This window comes from Synechococcus sp. MU1643 (assembly GCF_020514095.1).
Classification (GTDB): domain Bacteria; phylum Cyanobacteriota; class Cyanobacteriia; order PCC-6307; family Cyanobiaceae; genus Parasynechococcus.
Genome location: NZ_VTKY01000001.1, coordinates 221,228 through 240,924 on the forward strand (window position 1 = coordinate 221,228; position 19,697 = coordinate 240,924).

A 19,697-nucleotide genomic window follows, 5' to 3' on the forward strand; every position below is an offset into this window, starting at 1 on the left:
GAGCTGTTGCCCCAGGGAACCAGCACTTGGCCCTCCAGCTTTGCGGCCGGCCTCCATGCGGCACTGCGGCGACGGATCCCGCCCCAGGCGGATGGCCCCGCATTGGAGGAGCTCAGCCGCGACATGGTGCTGGCCTTGGAGCAGGGGGAGTTGACGGTGAAGCTGACGCCGGAACGGCTTGCCGTTGCCCAAGCCAGTGGCTGGCTGAAGGGGGAGGCCTCCCCCCTGCTGCTTCAGGGTGATCGGCTGGGCTGGCGCCGCTGGTTGCAGGCCATGGAGCAGGTGGTGGCCGAGCTGGTGGAGCGGGCCCACGCCCCCGTTCCAAAGCCCGACAAGGTTGTCGATCTCGAGCTGTCGGATCGTCTCAACCCTGAACAGTGCGCCGCCGTGCGTGCCCTGGATCAAGCCTCGGTTGTTCTGCTCAGCGGTGGTCCGGGCACGGGCAAAACCAGCACGGTGGTGGAGATTCTGGCCCGGGCGGAAGCCCGCCATCCCGGCCTGCGCATCGGTTTGGCGGCCCCCACCGGCAAGGCGGCAAGGCGCTTGGGGGATGCGGTGCTGGCGCAGCGGGCTCCATTGCCCTGCAGCACCCTTCATCGCTGGTTGGAGGCCGGCAGCCGTGGCTTCGGTAGGCACCGCCAGCGTCCCTTGGAGCTGGATCTGCTGGTGATCGACGAGATGTCGATGCTGGATCTGGCCTTGACCCAGGCTTTGCTGGAGGCGTTGTCCAGCGGTTGTCGGCTGCTGTTGGTGGGGGATCCAGCCCAGCTGCCGCCGGTGGGAAGTGGAGCGGTCTGGCATCGGCTTCAGCAGCCTGACGTGCGCGGCCGTTTCGGTGCCGGCGCCATACATCTCGAGCACACCTACCGCAACCGCGGTGCCCTGGCGCAGGTGGCGCAACAGCTGCGCCAGGGGGATCTCAAGACCTTTACAGCGGATCTGGCTGCTTTGCCCGAGCAGGCCAATCTTCAGGTGCACCCCAGTCTCCTGCGTCGTTTTCCGGCCTTGGTGCGGCAGCGCTGGATCCAGCGTCTTCAGCAGCTGCAGGCGCTGACGGTTGATCTCAACCGCTGTACCGAGCAGGAGCTGATGGCGGAGTCCCGGCCCTTGTTTGCGCTGCTAGAGCAGGACCTGTTGCTCTGTCCACGCCGCCGGGGGCCGTGGAGTCTTGATGATGTGCACCGCACGCTGCTGGGGGCCAATGCAGCCGGCAAGGTCGAGCGTTGGCCGATCGGCTTGCCGGTGATCTGCGGCAGCAATCAACCGGAACTCGGCTTGGCCAATGGCGACCTCGGGGTGGTGATCGGGGCAGGCTCTGAACGACGCCTGTTGTTCCAGGTTGTGGATCCGGAAGGCCAGCTGCAGGTGCGCCGTTTGCATCCAGCTCGTTTGCGGCGTCTGGAGCCGGCGGTTGCGCTCACCATCCATCGGGCCCAGGGCAGTGAGGCGGATCGGGTGATCGTGCTCTGGCCAGATCCCCTCGAGGATGGCCCGGCTGCTGAACATCAACGCCGTTTGCTCTACACAGCGATCACGCGAGCCCGTGCCAGCCTTGACCTGGTGACGTTGATCTGACGCGGGTGGACTGATGCGGGTTGAGCGTCCCTGGGGTTGGTACGAAACGTTGACCCAGGGGGACAACTATTTGGTGAAACGTCTGTTGGTTTGTGCCGGGCAGCAGTTGTCCCTGCAGCGCCATCGTCATCGCAGCGAAAGTTGGACCGTGGTATCAGGTTCGGGTGCTCTGCTCTGCGGTGAGACATGGCATGCCGCAAGCCAGGGCGTCATGCTCTCTATCCCCTGCTGCGCTGTGCATCGCGCCCGTGCAGAAGGCTCAGATCTGTTGATTCTCGAAGTTCAGCACGGTGTTGATCTGCGGGAAGACGACATCGAACGTCTGCAGGATGATTACGGCCGGGTGATAAATTGAGTTCAACCTTTGAAGCGTAGGCAACACAACCAGAGCGCAACTCTTTAGTTGCAGGGAGGTTGTGAGCCTGATTTCAGAGATCAATCAGGCGAAGCCACCTTCCATGACTGAACAGCAACAGCAGCGCGATGATTCCGCCTGCGCAGTGGATCTTTCTGCATCAGCGCTCCCGGAATCCAATTCCAATGCAGAGGTGTTCACCACCACGATCACATCGGCTGAGCCGGAATCCGGTTTTGCCGGTTTTGGTTTCAGTGAGGCCTTGCTCCGCACCCTGGCGGACAAGGGGTATACCGATCCGTCCCCCATCCAGAAGGCCGCATTCCCCGAGCTGATGCTCGGCCGCGATCTGGTGGGTCAGGCCCAGACCGGTACCGGCAAAACGGCAGCATTTGCGTTGCCTTTGCTCGAGCGTCTTGAGAGTGGCCAGAAAACACCCCAGGCCTTGGTGCTCGCCCCTACACGTGAGCTGGCGATGCAGGTGGCCGAGTCGTTTAAGGCTTATTCCGCCGGCCATCCCCATTTGAAGGTGCTGGCGGTGTATGGCGGCACGGATTTCCGCTCCCAGATCAGTGCCCTAAGGCGCGGGGTTGATGTGGTGGTGGGCACCCCGGGTCGGGTGATGGACCACATGCGTCAGGGAACTCTCGACACAAGCGGTCTGCGCAGCCTGGTGCTCGATGAAGCAGATGAAATGCTCCGCATGGGCTTCATCGACGATGTGGAGTGGATCCTCGATCAATTGCCTGAGCAGCGTCAGGTGGTGCTGTTCTCCGCGACGATGCCCCCCGAGATCCGTCGCCTGTCTAAGCGTTATCTCAAGGACCCTGCTGAGGTCACGATTCGCACCAAGGATCAGGAAGGCAAGCGGATCCGCCAGCGTTCGATCACGGTACCGATGCCGCACAAGCTCGAAGCCCTGCAACGGGTTCTCGACGCCTGTGGTGGTGAGGGTGTGATCATCTTTGCCCGCACCAAGGCGATCACCTTGACCGTGGCTGAAACCCTTGAGGCCGGCGGCCATCAGGTGGCGGTGCTCAATGGCGACGTTCCTCAGAACCAACGGGAACGCACCGTGGAGCGACTGCGCAGTGGATCGGTCGACATCCTCGTGGCCACCGACGTTGCGGCGCGGGGTCTTGATGTGGAACGCATCGGTCTGGTGATCAACTACGACATGCCGTTCGACAGCGAGGCCTACGTGCACCGCATCGGCCGGACGGGCCGCGCTGGACGTACCGGAGAAGCGGTTCTGTTCGTGACCCCACGGGAACGGCGTTTCATCCGCAACCTGGAGCGGGCTACGGGTCAGCCGATCGAAGCAATGGAGGTGCCCGGTAACACGGCCATCAACCAGGGTCGGTTGGACCGTCTGCGTAAGCGTTTAAGTGAGGCTGCTCAGGCCCAACGCCCTGAAGCCGATGAAGCGGCCCTGCTCCAAGAGTTGATGCAGCGGGTGGCCACGGAGCTCGAGCTCAGCTCCGATCAACTGGCCATGGCGGCGCTCAATTTGGCGATCGGACCCGATGCGCTGCTGCGCAAGGGAGACGATGACTGGATTCAGAACACCCGTCGCAACGACCGCGACCGCGACCGCAATTCGGGCGAGCGCCGTGAGCGGCGCGAGCGTCCGGCGCGGGTTCCTGAGGAGAACATGCAGCGCTACCGGGTTGAGGTAGGTCACCGCGATCGGGTCAAGCCGGGCAACCTAGTGGGCGCCATCGCTGGCGAGACCGGTCTGCAGGGCCGAATGATTGGCCGCATCCAGATTTTCGACAATCACAGCCTGGTGGATCTACCCAAGGGCATGCCCGAGGACGTGTTCAACAGCTTGCGATGCCTGAAAGTGATGAACCGCGAACTACAGATCAGTCAGACTTCTTGATGCGTGTGCTTCTGGCGGTTGGTTTGGTTCTGGGCCCTTTGTCTGCAACCGCATCAGACAACAGCCTAATCACCCAGTTCTGCAGAACGGCCATCAAGGCCGAGCTGCAGAGGGCTGGGACTGTTCCCCCTGAGGGAATGGTGGCCGACACCTGCCATTGTTTTCTGGCGGAGGTGCAGAACGGGGCAGAGATCCAGACGGCCCAGGCCCACTGCAAGGTCAAGGCAGCCGAGACCTACGGACTCTGATCCCCGGGGATCAAGAAGGGTCAGAGATGGCTTACCTGCAAGGTGGCCTCGGGCTGAAGCAGTGCCAACTTTTCCACCACTTGAATCAACTCGATCTGCTCGCTCGGAGTGGCCTGCCGGATCAAGTTGTTGAGCAGCACAAGCTTGTCCACTGGATCCAGCTCTCCATCGGCGGTCCAGGCCATGGCTTGGAAACAAAGGCTTTCGAATGTCATCTCTCTCTTATGTCAGGGTCTTCTGACAATGGAGTGGATGGCTTGGTTGGGGGTGAATCTTCGTAATTGCTTCTTTTTTTTGTGTTGATTCGTGCGACTGCCCTGTAACGTCATCGGGTTCACGCCTGAGCATTGGCCTTTTCCGAGCTTTCGGAACCGGCTCAAGCGATCGATCAAGTTCAACGGTTCCACGGTCAATGACCATCTACATCGGCAATCTTTCATTCCAGGCAGAGCAAGAGCATCTTGTTGATCTCTTCAACGAGTACGGCGAGGTCAAGAACTGCAGCCTGCCCCTGGATCGTGAGACAGGCCGCAAACGCGGTTTCGCTTTCGTCGAGATGGTCAACGATGCCGATGAGCAAAAAGCCATCGACGATCTTCAGGACGTGGAGTGGATGGGGCGCATGATCCGCGTCAGCAAAGCCACCCCTCGGGAGCGCTCAGGCGGCCCCCGCGGTGGTGGTGGCGGTTACCGCGGCTGAGGCTCAGGCCTAGGCCTCCATAAGGTCCGATTCCATATTCACGCAAGCTCAGCCGACGCAGCACGTCATCACTGCAGTCTGCTGGGCTTGGCTGATGCTCACGTGCGTCCTGCAACTGAGGTAAGACATCCCGCAGTCCGCATCGTTTCTGGCGCGCCAGGTAACAGTGAAAGCGGTTGAACTACCTCGATCGGCTCATGGCACCTCCTTCAGTTGTGGTTCCGTTGTAGTGCGTCTTCAGGAGTGAAAACCGTTTCGGAACGAACCCTCAGGAAAGCTTCAGCGAATCGCTCCCCCTTGATTCGGCTGATGCGCCACTTGGCGCCGCAGCGTCGCCTTGTGATTGCAGCGGTTAGCTGCTCCCTGCTCAACAAGCTGTTCGATCTGGCCCCACCCGCCTTGATCGGTCTGGCCCTGGATGTGGTCGTGCGCGGTGACCAGTCTGTGCTGGCGGGTTTCGGTCTAAGGACCGCAGGCCAGCAACTGTGGTGTCTGGCCCTTCTCACCTTTGTGATCTGGGCGGCGGAGTCGCTATTCGAGTACCTCTACGACGTGCTCTGGCGCAACCTGGCGCAAACCACCCAGCACAGCCTGCGGCTCGAGGCTTACGACCATCTGCAGAAGCTGGAGCTGGCCTTTTTCGAGCAGGACAGCACTGGTCGCCTGATGGCGGTGCTCAATGACGACATCAATCAGCTCGAACGCTTTCTGGATCGCGGTGCCAATCAGATCCTGCAGTTGATCACAACCGTGCTGGTGGTGGGCATCGGCATGGCGATGGTGGCGCCGGAGGTTGCTCTGTTCGCCTACCTGCCGATTCCGGTGATTCTTTGGGGATCGCTGCATTTCCAGCGCCAGCTGGCGCCGCGTTACCGGGAGGTGCGGGCTCGGGCGGGCGACCTCGCCTCCCGGCTTGCTAACAACCTGGGGGGGATGCTCACGATCAAGAGCTTCACCGCTGAGGCTCTGGAACTGGAGCGGCTGCGAGCAGAAAGCCTGGCCTACCGCCAGAGCAATGCCCGGGCGATTCGTCTCTCGGCGGGCTTCATCCCCTTGATCCGCTTCGCGATTCTGTTCGCTTTCCTGGCGATCCTGTTGATCGGTGGCTTCAAGGCCCTGGCCGGGGAACTGCCGGTGGCCACTTACAGCGTTCTCGTGTTCATTACCCAGCGCCTGCTCTGGCCGTTAACCGCCATTGGCCGAACCTTGGATGAATACCAGCGCTCGATGGCCTCCACGCAACGGGTGCTCGATTTGATCGACACCCCGGTTCTGATCCAGGGAGGAACGGTGCCTGTGGATCCGCAGCGGCTGCGGGGTGAGATTCGCTTTGAAGCAGTGGATTTCGCCTATGGCGGCCGAACAGCACTGCTGCAGGGCTTCGATCTGACCGTGCAAGCGGGATCGACCCTCGGCATTGTCGGGGCGACGGGGTCCGGCAAGAGCACGGTGGTGAAGCTGCTGTTGCGGTTGTATGAGCGAGATGGCGGGAGTATCTGTCTGGATGGGGTCCCCATCGAAACCCTGCAGCTTCAAGACCTGCGCCGCTGCATCGCCCTGGTGAGTCAGGACGTCTACCTTTTCCACGGCACTGTGGCCGAGAACATCGCCTATGGGTTCGCAGATCCCGATCCGGTGGCGATTGAGAAGGCTGCTCGCTTGGCGGAAGCCGCTGGATTCATCGATGCCTTGCCCCAGGGGTACGACACTCTGGTTGGTGAGCGGGGGCAGCGCCTTTCGGGCGGACAGCGCCAACGCATCGCCCTGGCCCGCGCCATCCTCAAGGATGCCCCGGTGCTGGTGCTCGATGAAGCCACAGCAGCAGTGGATAACGACACCGAAGCTGCCATCCAGCGCTCCTTGGCGCAGATCACCCAGCACCGAACCACCGTGGTGATCGCCCACCGTCTCAGCACGGTTCGCCATGCCGATTGGATTGTGGTGATGGACCAGGGCCGGATTGTTGAGCAGGGCTGCCACGACAGCCTGGTGGCCCACGGCGGGATCTACACCAACCTATGGCAGGTGCAGGCCGGCGAAGGGGTTATCGCTTCCTGAAGCAGCTGTTGTTGCCGGAAGATCCGGTGACCATGCTGGGTCCGCAAGCCGGCGGTGCAGCCATGGCCATGCAGGCCTCGATTAGCCACGTGATGCATCACCCCCTCGGGGTGTTCTCGCTGTTAGTGGCGATCAGTGCGGCGGTGCCGCCGTTGATCCGACGGCTGGGTCTGCCCGATTTGGTGGGGTTGCTGGCGGCTGGCGTAGTGGTAGGTCCCCACGCTTTGAACTGGGTCGACAGCAGCAGCGAAACGGTACGGCTGCTCTCCGATCTCGGGGCGGTGTATCTGCTGTTCACGATGGGTCTGGAGATTGATCTCGAGGAGTTCAATCGGGTCAAGCGCCGCTCGTTCATCTACGGCCTGCTGATCCTTTTGATCGGTGTGGGCACGGGTGTGTCGATCGGCCTGATGGCGGGCTTCGCCTCGGTCTCGTGCCTGTTGCTCGGCGCCCTGATGGCGACTCACACTCCGCTTGGTTACCCGATCGTGCGCAGTTACGGCGCCCAGAAGGACGAGGCGGTGGTGGTGAGCGTGGGCAGCACGATCTTCACCGACATCGTGGCCTTGCTGCTGTTGGCGGTGGGACTGGGGCTGGGCCAGGGCAGCCTCAACGGCCTTGGCCTGGGCCTGCTGCTGCTCAAGATCGGTGGCTTCGCTCTGGTGGTGGTGATCGGCATCCGCTGGCTGGGCCGACGCCTGGTGCTGCGGGGCATCAGCGATGAAAATCGGATGGTGCTCGCTGTTTTGGTGGCCCTGTTCCTGGCCTCCCTGGGGGCTGAGCTGGCGGGTGTGGAGAAGATTGTCGGCGCCTTCTTGGCTGGTTTGGCGGTGAATTCCGTGCTGCCTGAGGGCCGGGTGAAGGAACAGGTGATTTTTGTGGGTGGCGTGCTGTTCATCCCGATCTTCTTCATTGATTTGGGATTGCTGCTGGATCTGAGCAGCCTCGGCCAAAGCCTGGGCAACTTTCAGTTCACCGCGCTAATGCTGGTGGGCGCTATCGGCGGCAAGGGTTTGGCGTCCTGGCTGAGCGGACGGCTATTCGGTTACCGCCGCGCCCAGATCCTGATGATGTGGTCTCTGACGATGCCCAAGGTGGCGGCGACCCTGGCCACGGCCTTCATTGGCTACCAGGCGGGTCTGCTCAATCAGACCGTGCTGAACAGTGTGCTGGCGGTAATGGTGGTGACGGCCACCCTGGGGCCGATCCTCACGGAGCAGTCGGTGACACGGCTCAAGGATCACAGTCCCGATGCGGTGCCAGTCAGCTTCGGTGAGGCGGCGGCGGTGCTGGACGGCGTCAATGAGGTCGTCCAGCGCCCTCTGCGCATCGTGGTGCCGGTGGCCAACCCCAGCACCGAGAAGGGGTTGTTGAGCATGGCGGCCCGCCTGGTGCAGGGTTCGTCGGGGGCTGAAGGGTTGCTGCTTCCCCTCGCGATGGTGAATCCCAGCCTGGAAGAGATGCGGGGTGGTTTGAACCGGGCTATTGCCGCAGCGCGTGGACGCCTCAGCACGGCGGAGAGCATCGGTGCCCAGTTGGCTGTGCCCACCCGTAGTCTGCTGCGGCTGGATGAAGACATTGCAGGCGGCATGAGCCGCACAGCTTTGGAACAGGCCGCGGATCTGTTGCTGATCGGTGCAGCTCGCACCGATCAACTCCGGGCCTGGCTGATGGGCGACATCGTTGATGGGGTCTGTCGCACGGCCCACTGTCCGGTGGTGGTAGTGAACCTGGGCCGTGAGCCCGATAGCGGCCTGGCCCGAATCCTTGTTCCGATCAAAGACCTCTCCGCCAGCGCCCGCGAGCAATTCGAACTGGCGCTGCGGGTGATCAACTCAGCCCCGGAGGATCAGCGCGTTCGGATCACCCTGCTGCATGTGCACGACCCCCGCTTCAGCGGGCAGGACCGTCACTGGATGGAGCAGCAGCTGATTCGCTGGCGTCCGCCGGGGATTCCAGAGGAGCGGTTCCACATCGTGATCGTGCGGGGGCCCGGCATCGATGGGGCCATTAATCGCCTCAGCCGCGAACACGATCTCGTGATCCTGCGCACCCAACGCAGGCGGGTGGCTGGTCTGCCGATTCCAGGCAGTGATCGCATCAGCAAATTGATCCGCCAGCTCCCCTGCGCCTCGATGGTGATCAGCGATCCCTTGGCTTAACAGAGGCCCGCTCCCCACTACCGGAGATAGGACGAGCGCGCCAAGATGCTGCATAGCGTGTATTCCATGCCACCCACCCCCCCTGCTAAGCCGTCATCTGAGGCCATCACTTGGCCGGTCGTTGCTGCTGTGGTGGTGGGTCTCAGCGGCGGCCTGATTCTTTCGATTCCTCTGAGCCGATTGATCATGGAGCCGTCCAGGACGGCAGATCAATCTTTCGTGCTGCCTCAGCCTGTGCCGCCTGCTAACCCATTTGTTGGTTGGACCGGCTTCGGGGCAAGGGAGGTGGTGGTGCTGGGCCGAGACCGCACTGGCAACAACACTGATGTGATTTTCACGGTTCGGGTGGATGGCACCACCACGTCGATCACCCAGATCCCCCGCGACAGCTACATCGATGCTGAGGGCTTTGGTGGCATCAAGCTGAATGCACTGATGGCCTACGGAGGAGTGGAGGCGGTGGAGCGGGAGTTGTCGCGCCTGATGAACCGCCCGATCCGCTACCACATCGTGGTGCGTCTGGATGCGCTCGAAACCCTGGCCAACCTGGTGGGGGGAATCGAAGTGGATGTCCCCAAGCGCCTGTATTACGTCGATCGCAGCCAGGACCTGGTGATCGATCTGCAGCCCGGCCCTCAGCTGTTGAAGGGCAAGGATCTGGAGGGGTTTCTGCGCTGGCGCAACGACGGCCGCGGCGATTTTGGCCGGCTGGAACGGCAGCAGCTGGCCTTGAAGGGTTTGTTTGAGCAGATGAAACAACCACAAAATCTGATCCGCCTGCCGGCGTTGATCACCGCTGCGGGCCAGGCCTTGGAGACGGATCTGGGGCCGATGGAACTGGGTGGATTGATAACCGCCATGGGCACCACCGAACTGAAGGCTTCCAGCCTGAAGTCGGTTCCGTTCAATGCCGATGGCATCAGCTATCTGGACACTGAATGGCCGGCCAAGTCGAGCAGTGACAGCGAAGGCAGCCAACGCTTCCGCTTCCTGTTCTGATCAGATCAGCAGGGTAAGTGAGTGAACCACCCGACCGCAGAGATCACCAACCTTGCTCCAGCGGTCTTCGTTGACGCTGGTGGCAAGGGTGTAAAGGCGGCCGCGGTCTACCACCACAGTCGCCAGTTCATGGCGGTCGCGATCTTCCAGGTGCACGGCGTATTCCATGTCGTAGAAGGTGCGGCCATGCACCTCTCGCTCCTGCGCTTCCACCAGCTCGGCGGTGCGGCCGCTGCCGGCGGAGGCGATCACCTCACGGCGCAGCCGCTCTCCCACGGCGACGGCGCTGCCCAGTTCACTCAGTTCGTTGTCTTCGTTCACCTTGTTGATCATCAGGCTCACGGTCTCATCGCTGTGGATCAGGTCGTGAAACACCACCCGTGGTCCATTGCTCACTTGAACCTCAGTCCAACCTGTGGGATAGAGGAAGGCGAAACGGCCATCCGGGCTCTGGTACGACTGCAGTCCGGCTGTTGGTCCTGCTGCGCAGGCTCCCAGCATCAGTGACAAGGCGCCGCAAATGATCACGCGACTCAGAGACTGGAGGAGCTGCATCAGCTGGGCGATCAATCCATGAACCATTCTGCCTCCGTGGCCTGATTGTCGTGACCTCTGTTGCGGCAGATGATCTCCCCAACTCCTACATTTCCCGCATCGGCGGCAGACCACTGAGCGGCTTTACCAAACCGTTGGCCCGGCTGATTGATCAGTTCGAGCGTCTGCCTGGCATCGGCCCGCGCACGGCCCAGCGGCTCGCTTTGCATCTTCTGAATCAACCGGAGGAGCAGATCCATCAGTTCGCTGATGCCCTATTAGCGGCCCGCACCCAGGTGGGCCAGTGCCAAACCTGCTTCCACCTCTCCGCTGATCCCGAATGTGAGATTTGCCGCAAACCTGAGCGCCGCAACGGCGTGATCTGCGTGGTGGCGGATTCCCGGGATCTTCTGGCGCTGGAACGCACCCGTGAATTCCAGGGGCGCTACCACGTTCTTGGGGGCCTGATTTCGCCCATGGACGGGATTGGTCCGGAGCTTCTGCACGTCACCGAACTGGTGCAGCGGATCACCAGTGAGGAGATCAGTGAGGTGATACTCGCCCTCACCCCCAGCGTGGAAGGGGACACCACCAGCTTGTATCTGGGGCGGTTGCTCAAGCCCTTCTGTTCGGTGAGCCGGATCGCCTACGGCTTGCCGATGGGCAGTGAACTGGAATACGCCGATGAGGTCACCCTGAGCCGCGCCCTGGAGGGGCGCCGGCCGGTATGAGCAAGTACAGCGCCATTCCCCCCGCCGAGCGATTGCCGGACTGGCTGCGGCGGCCGATTGGCAACGCATCGGAGTTGGAGCGGGTGCAGGGGCTGGTGAAGCAGAACCGCCTGCACACCATCTGCGAGGAGGGGCGCTGCCCCAACCGCGGCGAGTGCTACGCCGCCGGAACAGCGACGTTCCTCTTGGGCGGCTCGATCTGCACCCGCAGCTGTGCCTTCTGCCAGGTGGACAAGGGCCAGGCCCCGATGTCGCTGGATGCCGCGGAAGCGGAGCGGGTGGCCGATGCGGTGGAGGCGATGCAACTCCGCTACGTAGTGCTCACGGCGGTGGCCCGCGACGATCTTCCCGACCACGGCGCTGGCCTTTTCACCAGCACCATGGCGGCGATCCGAGCCCGCAATCCGCTCATCGCCCTTGAGGTGCTCACCCCAGATTTCTGGGGCGGTGTGGCGGACTCGGAGCGGGCCGTGATGGCCCAGCGGGAGCGGCTGGCGACAGTGCTGGGGGCGCAACCGGTGTGCTTCAACCACAACCTGGAAACGGTGCAGCGGCTGCAGGGGGAGGTGCGCCGGGGAGCGACCTATGAACGATCGCTCGGTTTACTCGCGGCGGCCCGGGAGCTTGCACCTCAGATCCCCATCAAAAGTGGTCTGATGCTTGGCTTGGGGGAGAGCCGCGACGAGGTGATCGCCACCCTCCAGGATCTCCGCGCCGTGGATTGCCAACGGATCACCATGGGGCAGTACCTGCGTCCCTCCCTTGAGCACATTCCAGTGGCCCGCTACTGGACGCCGCAGGAGTTCGACGCGTTGGCGGAGGTGGCCCGTGAGCTTGGGTTTGCTCAGGTGCGCAGTGGCCCGTTGGTGCGCAGCAGTTATCACGCCGCCGACTGACGCCAGCCCCGCAGACTGCGGTCCAGAACGGTTGCCACATCACTACTCATCAGGGCCCCGGCGCCTCCCCAGACCATGCGCAGGGGCAGATCCCAAAGCGCAGCTTCCACATCGCGGGTTTTGTTGAACCCGCGTTGGCGGAAATAGCGCACCAGCCTGCGGTGTTGCTGCTCGTCGTCGCGGATGGCCAGCAACCGGGCCCTTGCACAAGGCGTTGCTTCCTGGGCCCAGGCCATGGTGGCGGCCCAGATCAGATCACCCACGCCAGCAGGTGCCTTCGGCATCACCCTCATCGTGTCGAGCTGCAGGCCCGTGGCAGCGGGGTAGGCCCATCCCTTCATTTCCCCCAAAAGCAAAAGACTGCCGCTGGCGGCTTGCCGGGCCACCACCAACCGCAGGCTCCACAGCCCGAGGGGGCGCCCCACCTGCAATCGCAGCAGCAGTCCCCGTTCGCGGGCCTCGGCTTCCAGGTGTTCGAGCATCGATCGGGAGGTGGCCGTGCTCATGCTGCCGCGGTCATGGCGACGACCGAACGCACCGCCTCCAGGGGCAGCGGGCCGTAGAGATGCGGGAACAGTTCGCCGGTGGGAATGGCATCGGCCCGTAGGGGAGCGTTTACTGCGGCGGGATCAATCTCCAGCAGAAGCACCTCGCCAGCGTCCGCATAAAAACGCACCAATGTGGCCTTCACCTGCTCCTGCCATGAGCAGTGGATGAAGCCCACCTGATCCAGCGTCATCCCCCGGGTGGAGATGCGGTAGCTGCCGCTGGCCTGGGCGGCCTGCCAGTCGGCCTTGAGGGCCAGGTGAAACAGCGGTTGATCCAGGGGCACCGCGATGGCATCAGCGGGGAAGTGATGTTGCTGCCCCCCGGCATTCCAGGGGTCGGCGCGCTGCATCAGCCGCTCGAATCGGGGATCCTCCAGGAATCGCTGGAGCCAGTGGCGTAGGGACTTCAGAGTGCTGTCGTTGTCGAATCTCTCTGGATCAGCGATGCGCCACTGCCGCACGAACGGCCAGAGGGCGGCATCTGCTATCGAGCAGTGCTCGCCCAGCAGCCAGCCCTGATCAGCGATCCTCTGGTTCCAGCCTTGCAGGATGGCGAGCCCGGCGGCGCGTTGCTCTTCTTTGTTGGTGCCTGGGTAGCGGTCGGTGTACTTGAACCGGTCCAGATGATGTTTGAAAGCACCGTCGTTCTGCTCGATCAGCGCTGAGGCATCGCCGGTGTTGCGCAGCTCGCGAGGGTCCGCCTGAGCAAGGGCCCATTCCATCACGGCCAGGCTTTCCTCGATCACCGTGCCGTCCGGCAGCACCAACACGGGCACCGTGCCCTTGGGGGAGACCGCCAACATCTCAGCCGGTTTGGCCTTCAGGGCGATCTCCCGCCACTCCACGAGAAGTCCTGCTTCCAGCAGGGCCCAGCGTGCGCGCATGGCGTAGGGGCAGCGTCTGAAGCTGTAAAGGATCGGCGGCAAGGCATCGGGTTGTCCCTGGCAGGGATTGTCCGATGCGGCATGACTGCTCAGGCTTGCTGCCGGTCGATGTTGTGTTGGTCGATCTGTCGTTGATCGATCTGACGCTGCCGCATGGCGAAGCGTTCACGGTCGGCATCGGTGAAGAGATCCACGCAGTGCACGCACTGAACCCCCTTGATGTAGCTAGGCAATTCGCGTTGCTGGGCTGACACCGGCAGGCCGCAGGCGTGGCAAAGGCTGTGCTCGCCGGGTTCCAGCTGGTGGTTCAACGCCACCCGTTGATCAAAAACAAAGCACTCCCCTTGCCAGCGGCTCTCGGCTTCCGGTACCTGCTCGAGGTACTTCAGGATGCCGCCGCGCAGGTGGTGCACCTCCCCGAAACCCTCTTGCTGCAGGTAGCTGCTGGCTTTCTCGCAACGGATTCCGCCGGTGCAGAACATGGCGATGCGTTTGCTGCCCTTTTGTTCGATCAGGGGCCGCAGCGTGGACTCTGCCCATTTCGGAAAGTCGCGGAAGCTCTCGGTGCTGGGGTCGATGGCCCCCTCGAACGTGCCTATCGCTGTTTCGTAGCTGTTGCGGGTGTCGATCACCAGGGTCTCGGGATCATCCACCAGTGCATTCCAGTCGTCCGGTTCCACATAGGTGCCCACGCTGGTGCGGGGATCCACGCTGTCCACGCCGATGGTCACGATCTCCTTTTTGCGTCGGGCTTTGAAGCGGCGGAACACCGGCTTGTTGGCCCAGCTGCGCTTCACCTCCAACAGTGCGTAGTGGTCGTTGCCAAGCACCAGGGAAGCGCGCAGATGATCCAGCACTGCATCAACAGCTGATTCCGGGCCACTGATCGTGCCGTTCACCCCTTCATGGGCCACCAACACCGAGCCGTGCACGCTGCCATCGCAAGCCAGGGTCGGCAAGCTGCTTAGCAATGTCTCCCGGCGCTCGTCATCCAGGGGCGTGAAGGCATAAAACGCCGCCACCAGGAGTCGGCTGTCTTTCGCCAGCACAGGCTCCAGGTTGCTCGGGTCCACGCTGTCAGGGGTTCAACATTCCTCCAGCCTGCATCAGGCCGGGTCGTTCCACGGGTGTTGTTGGTCGTCAGGCTTTCCTGCTGATGCGAACCGCCGCCGGTTTCAGGGGACAGGCCAGGGCATGAAAGGGCTTGTGTCCCCCTTCAAAGATCAGGCTTCCCATGGGTTGAGCGTTGGCGCTGTCGATCTTCATGGCTGTGCCACAGACCTATACGGTGTAGCTCAACAGGGACGCCACCCACAATGAGTCTTTTGTGCAGTGTTTCCGGCTGGTGACAGTCGGGATTGTCCCCGCAGGACCTGTCGGCCGGATCTCAATAGCGGTGATGGTGGTGACGCTGCTTGTGGTCTTTGATCGCCTCCAGGATCACGGACAGAACAAACAGACCAATCAGGGAGGGGATGACGATGGGATCAATTACGGCGCCTCATCGACTGGCTTTTTCCGGTCTTGCCCTGCACAGACACCCACAATGTGCCTGTGGACCAATCGTTACTAGGGGGCGGCTGATCAGTGGGGCGAGCAGCTGGCCGGAGCCGCCGCTTCCTCTTGCCAGTTGGCTGTTACCCCCGCATCGGCGAGCAGTTGGCGGTCGGCCTCCACATCCGGGTTGCCGGTCGTGAGCAGAACATCGCCATAGAAGATCGAATCTGCCCCCGCCTGGAGGCAGAGGATCTGCGCTTCTCGGCTCATCGATTCACGGCCGGCGCTCAACCGCACCCGGGCGTGAGGCATCAGGATTCTCGCAGTCGCCACCATCCGCACTAACTCCAGCGGTTCAAAGGGAGCCTGCTCTTCCAAAGGGGTGCCCTCCACCGCCACCAGCCCGTTCACCGGAACGCTTTCGGGATGGGGGTTCATGCTGGCCAGCACCTGCAGCATGGAGGCACGGTCCCTCAGGGTTTCACCCATTCCGATGATGCCGCCGCAGCAGAGGGTGACGCCGGCATCGCGCACTCGTTGCAGGGTTTCCAGCCGTTCCTGGTAGGTGCGTGTGGAGATGATCCGGTCGTAGTGCTCGGGGCTGGTGTCGAGGTTGTGGTTGTAGGCCGTGAGGCCAGCTTCTGATAACCGTTCCGCTTGTTGGTCGGTGAGCATCCCCGCGGTCACACAGGCCTCCATCCCCATGCCGCGGACCCCTCGCACCATTTCGAGCATCGCCTCAAAGGGAGCGCCATCACGGATCTCGCGCCAGGCCCAGCCCATGCAGAAGCGGTCAGCACCGGCCTCCTTGGCGGCCCGGGCGCGCTGAAGCACCGGCTCCACCTGCATCTGGGCCTCAAAGGCCGTGACGTCACTGCTGTTGTGGATCGACTGAGAGCAGTAGGCACAGTCTTCTTCGCAGCCCCCCGTTTTCACGCTCAGCAGCGAGGCCAGCTGCACCCTGTAGCCAGGGTTAGCTTCCCGATGCACTGTTTGAGCCTGCCAGAGCAGCTCCATCAAGGGAAGTTCCAGCAGGGTCTGGATCTCCTCGGTGGTCCAGTCGTGGCGGATGCTGAGGGTCATGGGTTGATCGGATCAAGACCGCCGAAACGGCGGTGGCGACTTTGGAAATCGAGCAGAGCGGCTTTCAAGGCATCGGCATTGAAGTCAGGCCAAAGCACATCGGTGACATGAATTTCGGCGTAGGCCAGTTGCCAGAGCAGGAAATTGCTGATGCGGTGTTCCCCGCTGGTGCGGATCAACAAATCGGGGTCTTGTTCACCAGCCGTGAACAGTTCTGCGGCGATGCTGTTGTCATCAATGCTGACGGGGTCCAGTTCCCCGGCAGCAGCGCGTTGGGCCAGACGCTGAGCGGCTCGCACCAGCTCCCGTCGTCCGCCGTAGTTGGTGCACACATTGAAGTGAATTCCGTTGTTGCCCGCCGTCCGGTCCGTTGCGTCGGCAATCAGCTCCTGCAGTTTCTGGGGCAGAGCGTTCAGATCGCCGAGAAAGCGAATCCGCACCTGTTCGGCCTCGAGGGCCTGCAGTTCAGCTTGTAATACCCCTTCGAACAGGGTCATCAGGAAATTCACTTCCTCCCCAGGGCGCGACCAGTTCTCCGTGGAGAAGGCGTAGGCCGTGAGGGATTGAATGCCCCAGTCGCTGCAAAGCCGCAGGGTGGACTTCAGTGCTTCAACGCCGGCACGATGCCCAATCACGCGGGGCAAACCGCGGGATTGGGCCCAGCGACCGTTGCCATCCATGATCAGGGCCACATGCTGCGGGAGCCGACCTGGGTCGAGGTCCGCAGGCAGAAGCGAACGATCGGCCGTGTCAGTGCTGGTGGCCGGAGGGCGGCTCAAGACAGCGATTCGGACGGAGCGCTACCCACCGTACGTCGTGCCGGCGGCATCGATTCGGCGGTGCTGAACAGCTCCCTGAGCAGTTCCTGGAGTCGAGAACTGGTGATCGGTCGTTCCAGCTTGCCCTGGTTCGCCAGAGACAGCGTTCCGGTTTCTTCCGACACCACAATGCAAATACATCGATCAAAGCGTTCGGTGATGCCGAGTGCCGCCAGGTGACGGGTGCCGAAACGGCTCACGCTGTGCCTCGACAGGGGAAGAATCACGCCTGCCGACTCGATTCGATTGCCCCGCACCAGAACGGCACCGTCGTGGAGGGGGGTGTCGGCGGCAAACAGGTTGAGCATCAGCTCGCGACTTAGCACAGCACCAATGGGGATGCCGGGATTGAGAAAATCCTCGGGTCTCAAGTCGCTTCCAAGGTCCACCACGATCAATGCACCACGTCTCAACTGAGACAGCCGGCCCGCGGCCTCAGTGATCTGGCTAACGGTTCCAGCCGAAGCTCTGAACTCTTTCTGGGGATTGCCCAGCAATACAGCGAGGCGACCGGTTCCTAGAAGCTCCATCAGGCGACGCAGTTCGCCTTGCCAAAGGATGGCCAGGGACAGCGAACAGGCCATGACGAGAGCGTCCACCAGCTTTGTGGTGAGGGGCAGGTTGGCGAAGCGCTGGACAAACCAGGCCATCGCCACCAGAAACAACCAACCACGAAGCAACCAGAGGGTCCGCTGCTCGTTGACGCGAGAAAAAAGCAGGAAGCCGATGGAAGAGGCAAAGAGAACGTCGAGCACTAGGCGCGGATCCACCACCGCCAACACGTTCACTCCGACCTTCTCAAAACTGCTTTCAACGTAACGCGTTGAATCGTTCTGGCAAAACGTCGTAGCGCAGCAGGTCATCCGGCTGCTCCCGTTTCTGCACCAGTTCCGCTGAACCGTCATGCACCAGAACGGCAGCGGGCCTCGGGATCCGGTTGTAATTCGAACTCATTGAGGCGTTGTAAGCACCGGTGGCAAAGACGGCGACGATGTCACCGCTCTCGGTGGTGGGTAGAGGGAGGTCCTTCAGCAGCACATCGCCTGATTCGCAGTGCTTGCCCACCAGGTTCACGCTTTCGTCTGGCTTGGCCAGGGGTCGATCGGCCAGGCAGCAGGTGTAAAGCGACTGGTAGGTGATCGGGCGAGGGTTGTCGCTCATGCCACCGTCGATGGCCACGTAAGTGCGCACGTTCGGGATCGTTTTGCGCGAGCCCACCGAATACAGAGTCACGCCGGCGGTTGCCACCAGGGAACGACCCGGTTCGCACATCAGTCGCGGCAGCTCGAGGCCCCGTTCCTGGCAGGCGCTGGTGACGGCTTCGGCCACCACCTGGATCCACTGTCCAATGCTCGGAGGGTCGTCCGACTCCACGTAGCGGATGCCAAGGCCACCACCAACGTTGAGGTCGGTTACGGGATGGCCCAGCTCACGGGCCAGCTTCAGCTTGTCGGCCATCACCGCCGCCAGATCCCGGTGGGGCTCGAGTTCAAAAATCTGGGAGCCGATGTGGGCGTGCAGTCCGGTGAGTTGGGCCCAGGGTTGTCCCATCAGGCTGCGCAGCACAGGCTCCACCTGGTCAGGATCGAAGCCGAACTTGCTGTCCAGGTGACCGGTGCGGATGTATTCGTGCGTGTGGCACTCGATGCCGGGGGTGAAGCGCAGCATCAGGCATGCCGGTTCGGCTCCAGCGGGCAGTAGTTCAGCGAGGCGATCGAGATCGTGCTGGTTGTCCACAACGATCGTCACCTTGTTGGCATAGGCGAGCAGCAGCTCCTCGTCGGATTTGTTGTTGCCGTGCAGCACCATCCGATCCCCGGGCATCCCCCCGCGCAGCGCCGTCAGCAATTCACCGGCTGACACGGCATCCAGACCCAGCCCCTCGGAGGCCGCCAGGCTGCTCATCACCAGAGAGCTGTTCGCTTTGGAGGCGTAGATCGGCAGGGATGGCCCGGCGTAATGCTTGTCCAGGGCCTGGCGGTAGGCCCGGCAGGTGGCCCGAACGGTCTCTTCATCCAGCACATACAACGGTGTGCCGTAACGCTCGGCCAGATCGCTGAGACGACACCCCCCAACAACAAGACGGTCGGTGCCGTCGAGTCCTGTGGTGATCGGGGTCAGGTTGCGATTGGGACTCTCCACATCCATCTTGGCCTCGAAGGGCCGTTGACTGGTGATGGTTTGGGTCACGTAGTGGCGGCATCGGAGGGCAATCTAAGAATCGACCTTGCAGTGGGCAGACTGACCCCGCAGATCCTGCGTCTTGATCCGTCCTGGCAGCAAGCCTGTCTGGCACTGGATCAACGGGCGCTCAACGGCCTCTGGACCGCAGAGCAATGGCGGCGGGAGCTGGACGATCCCCGTCGCCTCTGCATCGGTCTTGTGCAGCTCGACGCCCTGTTGGGTGTGGCCTGCGGCTGGATGGTGGCCGATGAGCTGCACATCACTGCGGTGGCTGTGGATCCCGACAGGCGTCGCAGTGGCCATGGAGGTCTGCTTTTGCAAGCACTGTTGCAACGGGCACGGCAGCACGGTGCAGTGCACGCCACTCTCGAGGTGGCTAGCTACAACGTTGCCGCTCTGGCGCTTTACGCCAAAGCCGGTTTCCGCACCGCAGGCACCCGTTCCGGGTACTACTCCGATGGTAGCGATGCCCATATCCAGTGGTGTCGCATTCCGTCAGCGCCGTCGCCCACGTCGGCGGATTGAAGTTGTTCGGTTTAC

Annotated in this window: 21 protein-coding genes; 11 read left to right on the forward strand and 10 right to left on the reverse strand. The window is 62.5% G+C overall.

What is annotated here, in order from left to right; all coding sequences use genetic code 11:
• The first annotated feature begins 6 nt into the window (after positions 1-6).
• From FZX09_RS01370 to FZX09_RS01385, 4 genes are all read left to right on the forward strand, one after another.
• The gene (locus FZX09_RS01370) at positions 7-1,575 is read left to right on the forward strand and encodes an ATP-dependent RecD-like DNA helicase (protein WP_226399300.1); all 1,569 of its coding nucleotides are present in this window, start codon (positions 7-9) and stop codon (positions 1,573-1,575) included.
• 13 nt (positions 1,576-1,588) lie between these two features.
• Positions 1,589-1,930, forward strand: a complete 342-nt coding sequence (locus tag FZX09_RS01375; RefSeq protein WP_226399302.1) for a phosphomannose isomerase type II C-terminal cupin domain — start codon at positions 1,589-1,591, stop codon at positions 1,928-1,930.
• Between the two features lie 103 nt (positions 1,931-2,033).
• The gene (locus tag FZX09_RS01380) at positions 2,034-3,815 is read left to right on the forward strand and encodes a DEAD/DEAH box helicase (RefSeq protein ID WP_226399304.1); all 1,782 of its coding nucleotides are present in this window, start codon (positions 2,034-2,036) and stop codon (positions 3,813-3,815) included.
• Positions 3,815-4,063, forward strand: coding sequence for a hypothetical protein (locus FZX09_RS01385; RefSeq protein ID WP_226399305.1), 249 nt, complete (start codon positions 3,815-3,817; stop codon positions 4,061-4,063). Before FZX09_RS01380 ends, FZX09_RS01385 begins: the two co-directional genes overlap by 1 nt.
• Before the next feature lie 20 nt (positions 4,064-4,083).
• Here the strand turns inward: FZX09_RS01385 and FZX09_RS01390 are convergent, their stop codons facing one another.
• A complete protein-coding gene (locus FZX09_RS01390; protein WP_226399306.1) occupies positions 4,084-4,248 on the reverse strand; it encodes a hypothetical protein in 165 nt (54 codons plus the stop codon).
• 227 nt (positions 4,249-4,475) lie between these two features.
• Here FZX09_RS01390 and FZX09_RS01395 point away from each other — a divergent pair, with 227 nt between their 5' ends.
• The 4 genes from FZX09_RS01395 to FZX09_RS01410 all read left to right on the forward strand — a co-directional run bounded on the left by FZX09_RS01395 (position 4,476) and on the right by FZX09_RS01410 (position 9,982).
• Positions 4,476-4,763, forward strand: coding sequence for an RNA-binding protein (locus FZX09_RS01395; RefSeq protein WP_226399307.1), 288 nt, complete (start codon positions 4,476-4,478; stop codon positions 4,761-4,763).
• A 309-nt stretch (positions 4,764-5,072) separates the two neighbouring features.
• Positions 5,073-6,821: an ABC transporter ATP-binding protein gene (locus tag FZX09_RS01400; protein WP_226399308.1), complete on the forward strand. Its 1,749-nt coding sequence runs from the start codon at positions 5,073-5,075 to the stop codon at positions 6,819-6,821.
• A gap of 62 nt (positions 6,822-6,883) precedes the next feature.
• Positions 6,884-8,983, forward strand: a complete 2,100-nt coding sequence (locus FZX09_RS01405) for a cation:proton antiporter (protein WP_226400316.1) — start codon at positions 6,884-6,886, stop codon at positions 8,981-8,983.
• A gap of 66 nt (positions 8,984-9,049) precedes the next feature.
• Positions 9,050-9,982 (forward strand): LCP family protein, encoded by a 933-nt coding sequence (locus FZX09_RS01410; protein ID WP_226399309.1) that lies wholly within the window; start codon positions 9,050-9,052, stop codon positions 9,980-9,982.
• Here the strand turns inward: FZX09_RS01410 and psbP are convergent, their stop codons facing one another.
• Positions 9,983-10,537 carry a photosystem II reaction center PsbP gene (psbP, locus tag FZX09_RS01415; RefSeq protein ID WP_370624144.1) on the reverse strand — a complete coding sequence of 185 codons (555 nt, stop codon included), beginning with the start codon at positions 10,535-10,537 and terminating at the stop codon, positions 9,983-9,985.
• A 134-nt stretch (positions 10,538-10,671) separates the two neighbouring features.
• On the opposite strand from psbP, the gene recR reads away from it, so the two are divergent.
• Together recR and lipA are read left to right on the forward strand one after the other, a co-directional pair.
• Complete coding sequence (recR, locus tag FZX09_RS01420; RefSeq protein ID WP_226400318.1) at positions 10,672-11,247, forward strand: recombination mediator RecR; 576 nt, start codon at positions 10,672-10,674, stop codon at positions 11,245-11,247.
• Positions 11,244-12,143, forward strand: a complete 900-nt coding sequence (gene lipA, locus FZX09_RS01425; RefSeq protein ID WP_226399312.1) for a lipoyl synthase — start codon at positions 11,244-11,246, stop codon at positions 12,141-12,143. The genes recR and lipA overlap by 4 nt, the downstream gene beginning before the upstream one ends.
• Here lipA and FZX09_RS01430 read toward each other — a convergent pair.
• The 8 genes from FZX09_RS01430 to lysA all read right to left on the reverse strand — a co-directional run bounded on the left by FZX09_RS01430 (position 12,128) and on the right by lysA (position 19,163).
• Positions 12,128-12,625: a hypothetical protein gene (locus FZX09_RS01430; protein ID WP_226400320.1), complete on the reverse strand. Its 498-nt coding sequence runs from the start codon at positions 12,623-12,625 to the stop codon at positions 12,128-12,130. The genes lipA and FZX09_RS01430 overlap by 16 nt on opposite strands.
• A 20-nt stretch (positions 12,626-12,645) precedes the next feature.
• Positions 12,646-13,617 (reverse strand): DUF952 domain-containing protein, encoded by a 972-nt coding sequence (locus FZX09_RS01435; RefSeq protein ID WP_226399314.1) that lies wholly within the window; start codon positions 13,615-13,617, stop codon positions 12,646-12,648.
• Positions 13,618-13,664: 47 nt separating this feature from the next.
• Positions 13,665-14,648, reverse strand: coding sequence for a rhodanese-related sulfurtransferase (locus FZX09_RS01440; RefSeq protein WP_226399315.1), 984 nt, complete (start codon positions 14,646-14,648; stop codon positions 13,665-13,667).
• 67 nt (positions 14,649-14,715) lie between these two features.
• Positions 14,716-14,841 (reverse strand): hypothetical protein, encoded by a 126-nt coding sequence (locus tag FZX09_RS11880; RefSeq protein WP_255599576.1) that lies wholly within the window; start codon positions 14,839-14,841, stop codon positions 14,716-14,718.
• 318 nt (positions 14,842-15,159) lie between these two features.
• Positions 15,160-16,155: a biotin synthase BioB gene (bioB, locus tag FZX09_RS01445; protein WP_226399316.1), complete on the reverse strand. Its 996-nt coding sequence runs from the start codon at positions 16,153-16,155 to the stop codon at positions 15,160-15,162.
• Entirely contained in the window at positions 16,152-16,934 is a 783-nt protein-coding gene (locus FZX09_RS01450; RefSeq protein ID WP_226399317.1) for an isoprenyl transferase, read from the reverse strand. The genes bioB and FZX09_RS01450 overlap by 4 nt, the downstream gene beginning before the upstream one ends.
• Entirely contained in the window at positions 16,931-17,761 is an 831-nt protein-coding gene (gene cdaA / locus FZX09_RS01455) for a diadenylate cyclase CdaA (protein ID WP_226399318.1), read from the reverse strand. Before cdaA ends, FZX09_RS01450 begins: the two co-directional genes overlap by 4 nt.
• Positions 17,762-17,783: 22 nt before the next feature.
• Entirely contained in the window at positions 17,784-19,163 is a 1,380-nt protein-coding gene (lysA, locus tag FZX09_RS01460; protein ID WP_226399319.1) for a diaminopimelate decarboxylase, read from the reverse strand.
• 3 nt (positions 19,164-19,166) lie between these two features.
• Between lysA and FZX09_RS01465 the strand changes: the two genes are divergently transcribed.
• Positions 19,167-19,682 carry a GNAT family N-acetyltransferase gene (locus tag FZX09_RS01465; RefSeq protein WP_226399320.1) on the forward strand — a complete coding sequence of 172 codons (516 nt, stop codon included), beginning with the start codon at positions 19,167-19,169 and terminating at the stop codon, positions 19,680-19,682.
• Positions 19,683-19,697 lie beyond the last annotated feature (15 nt).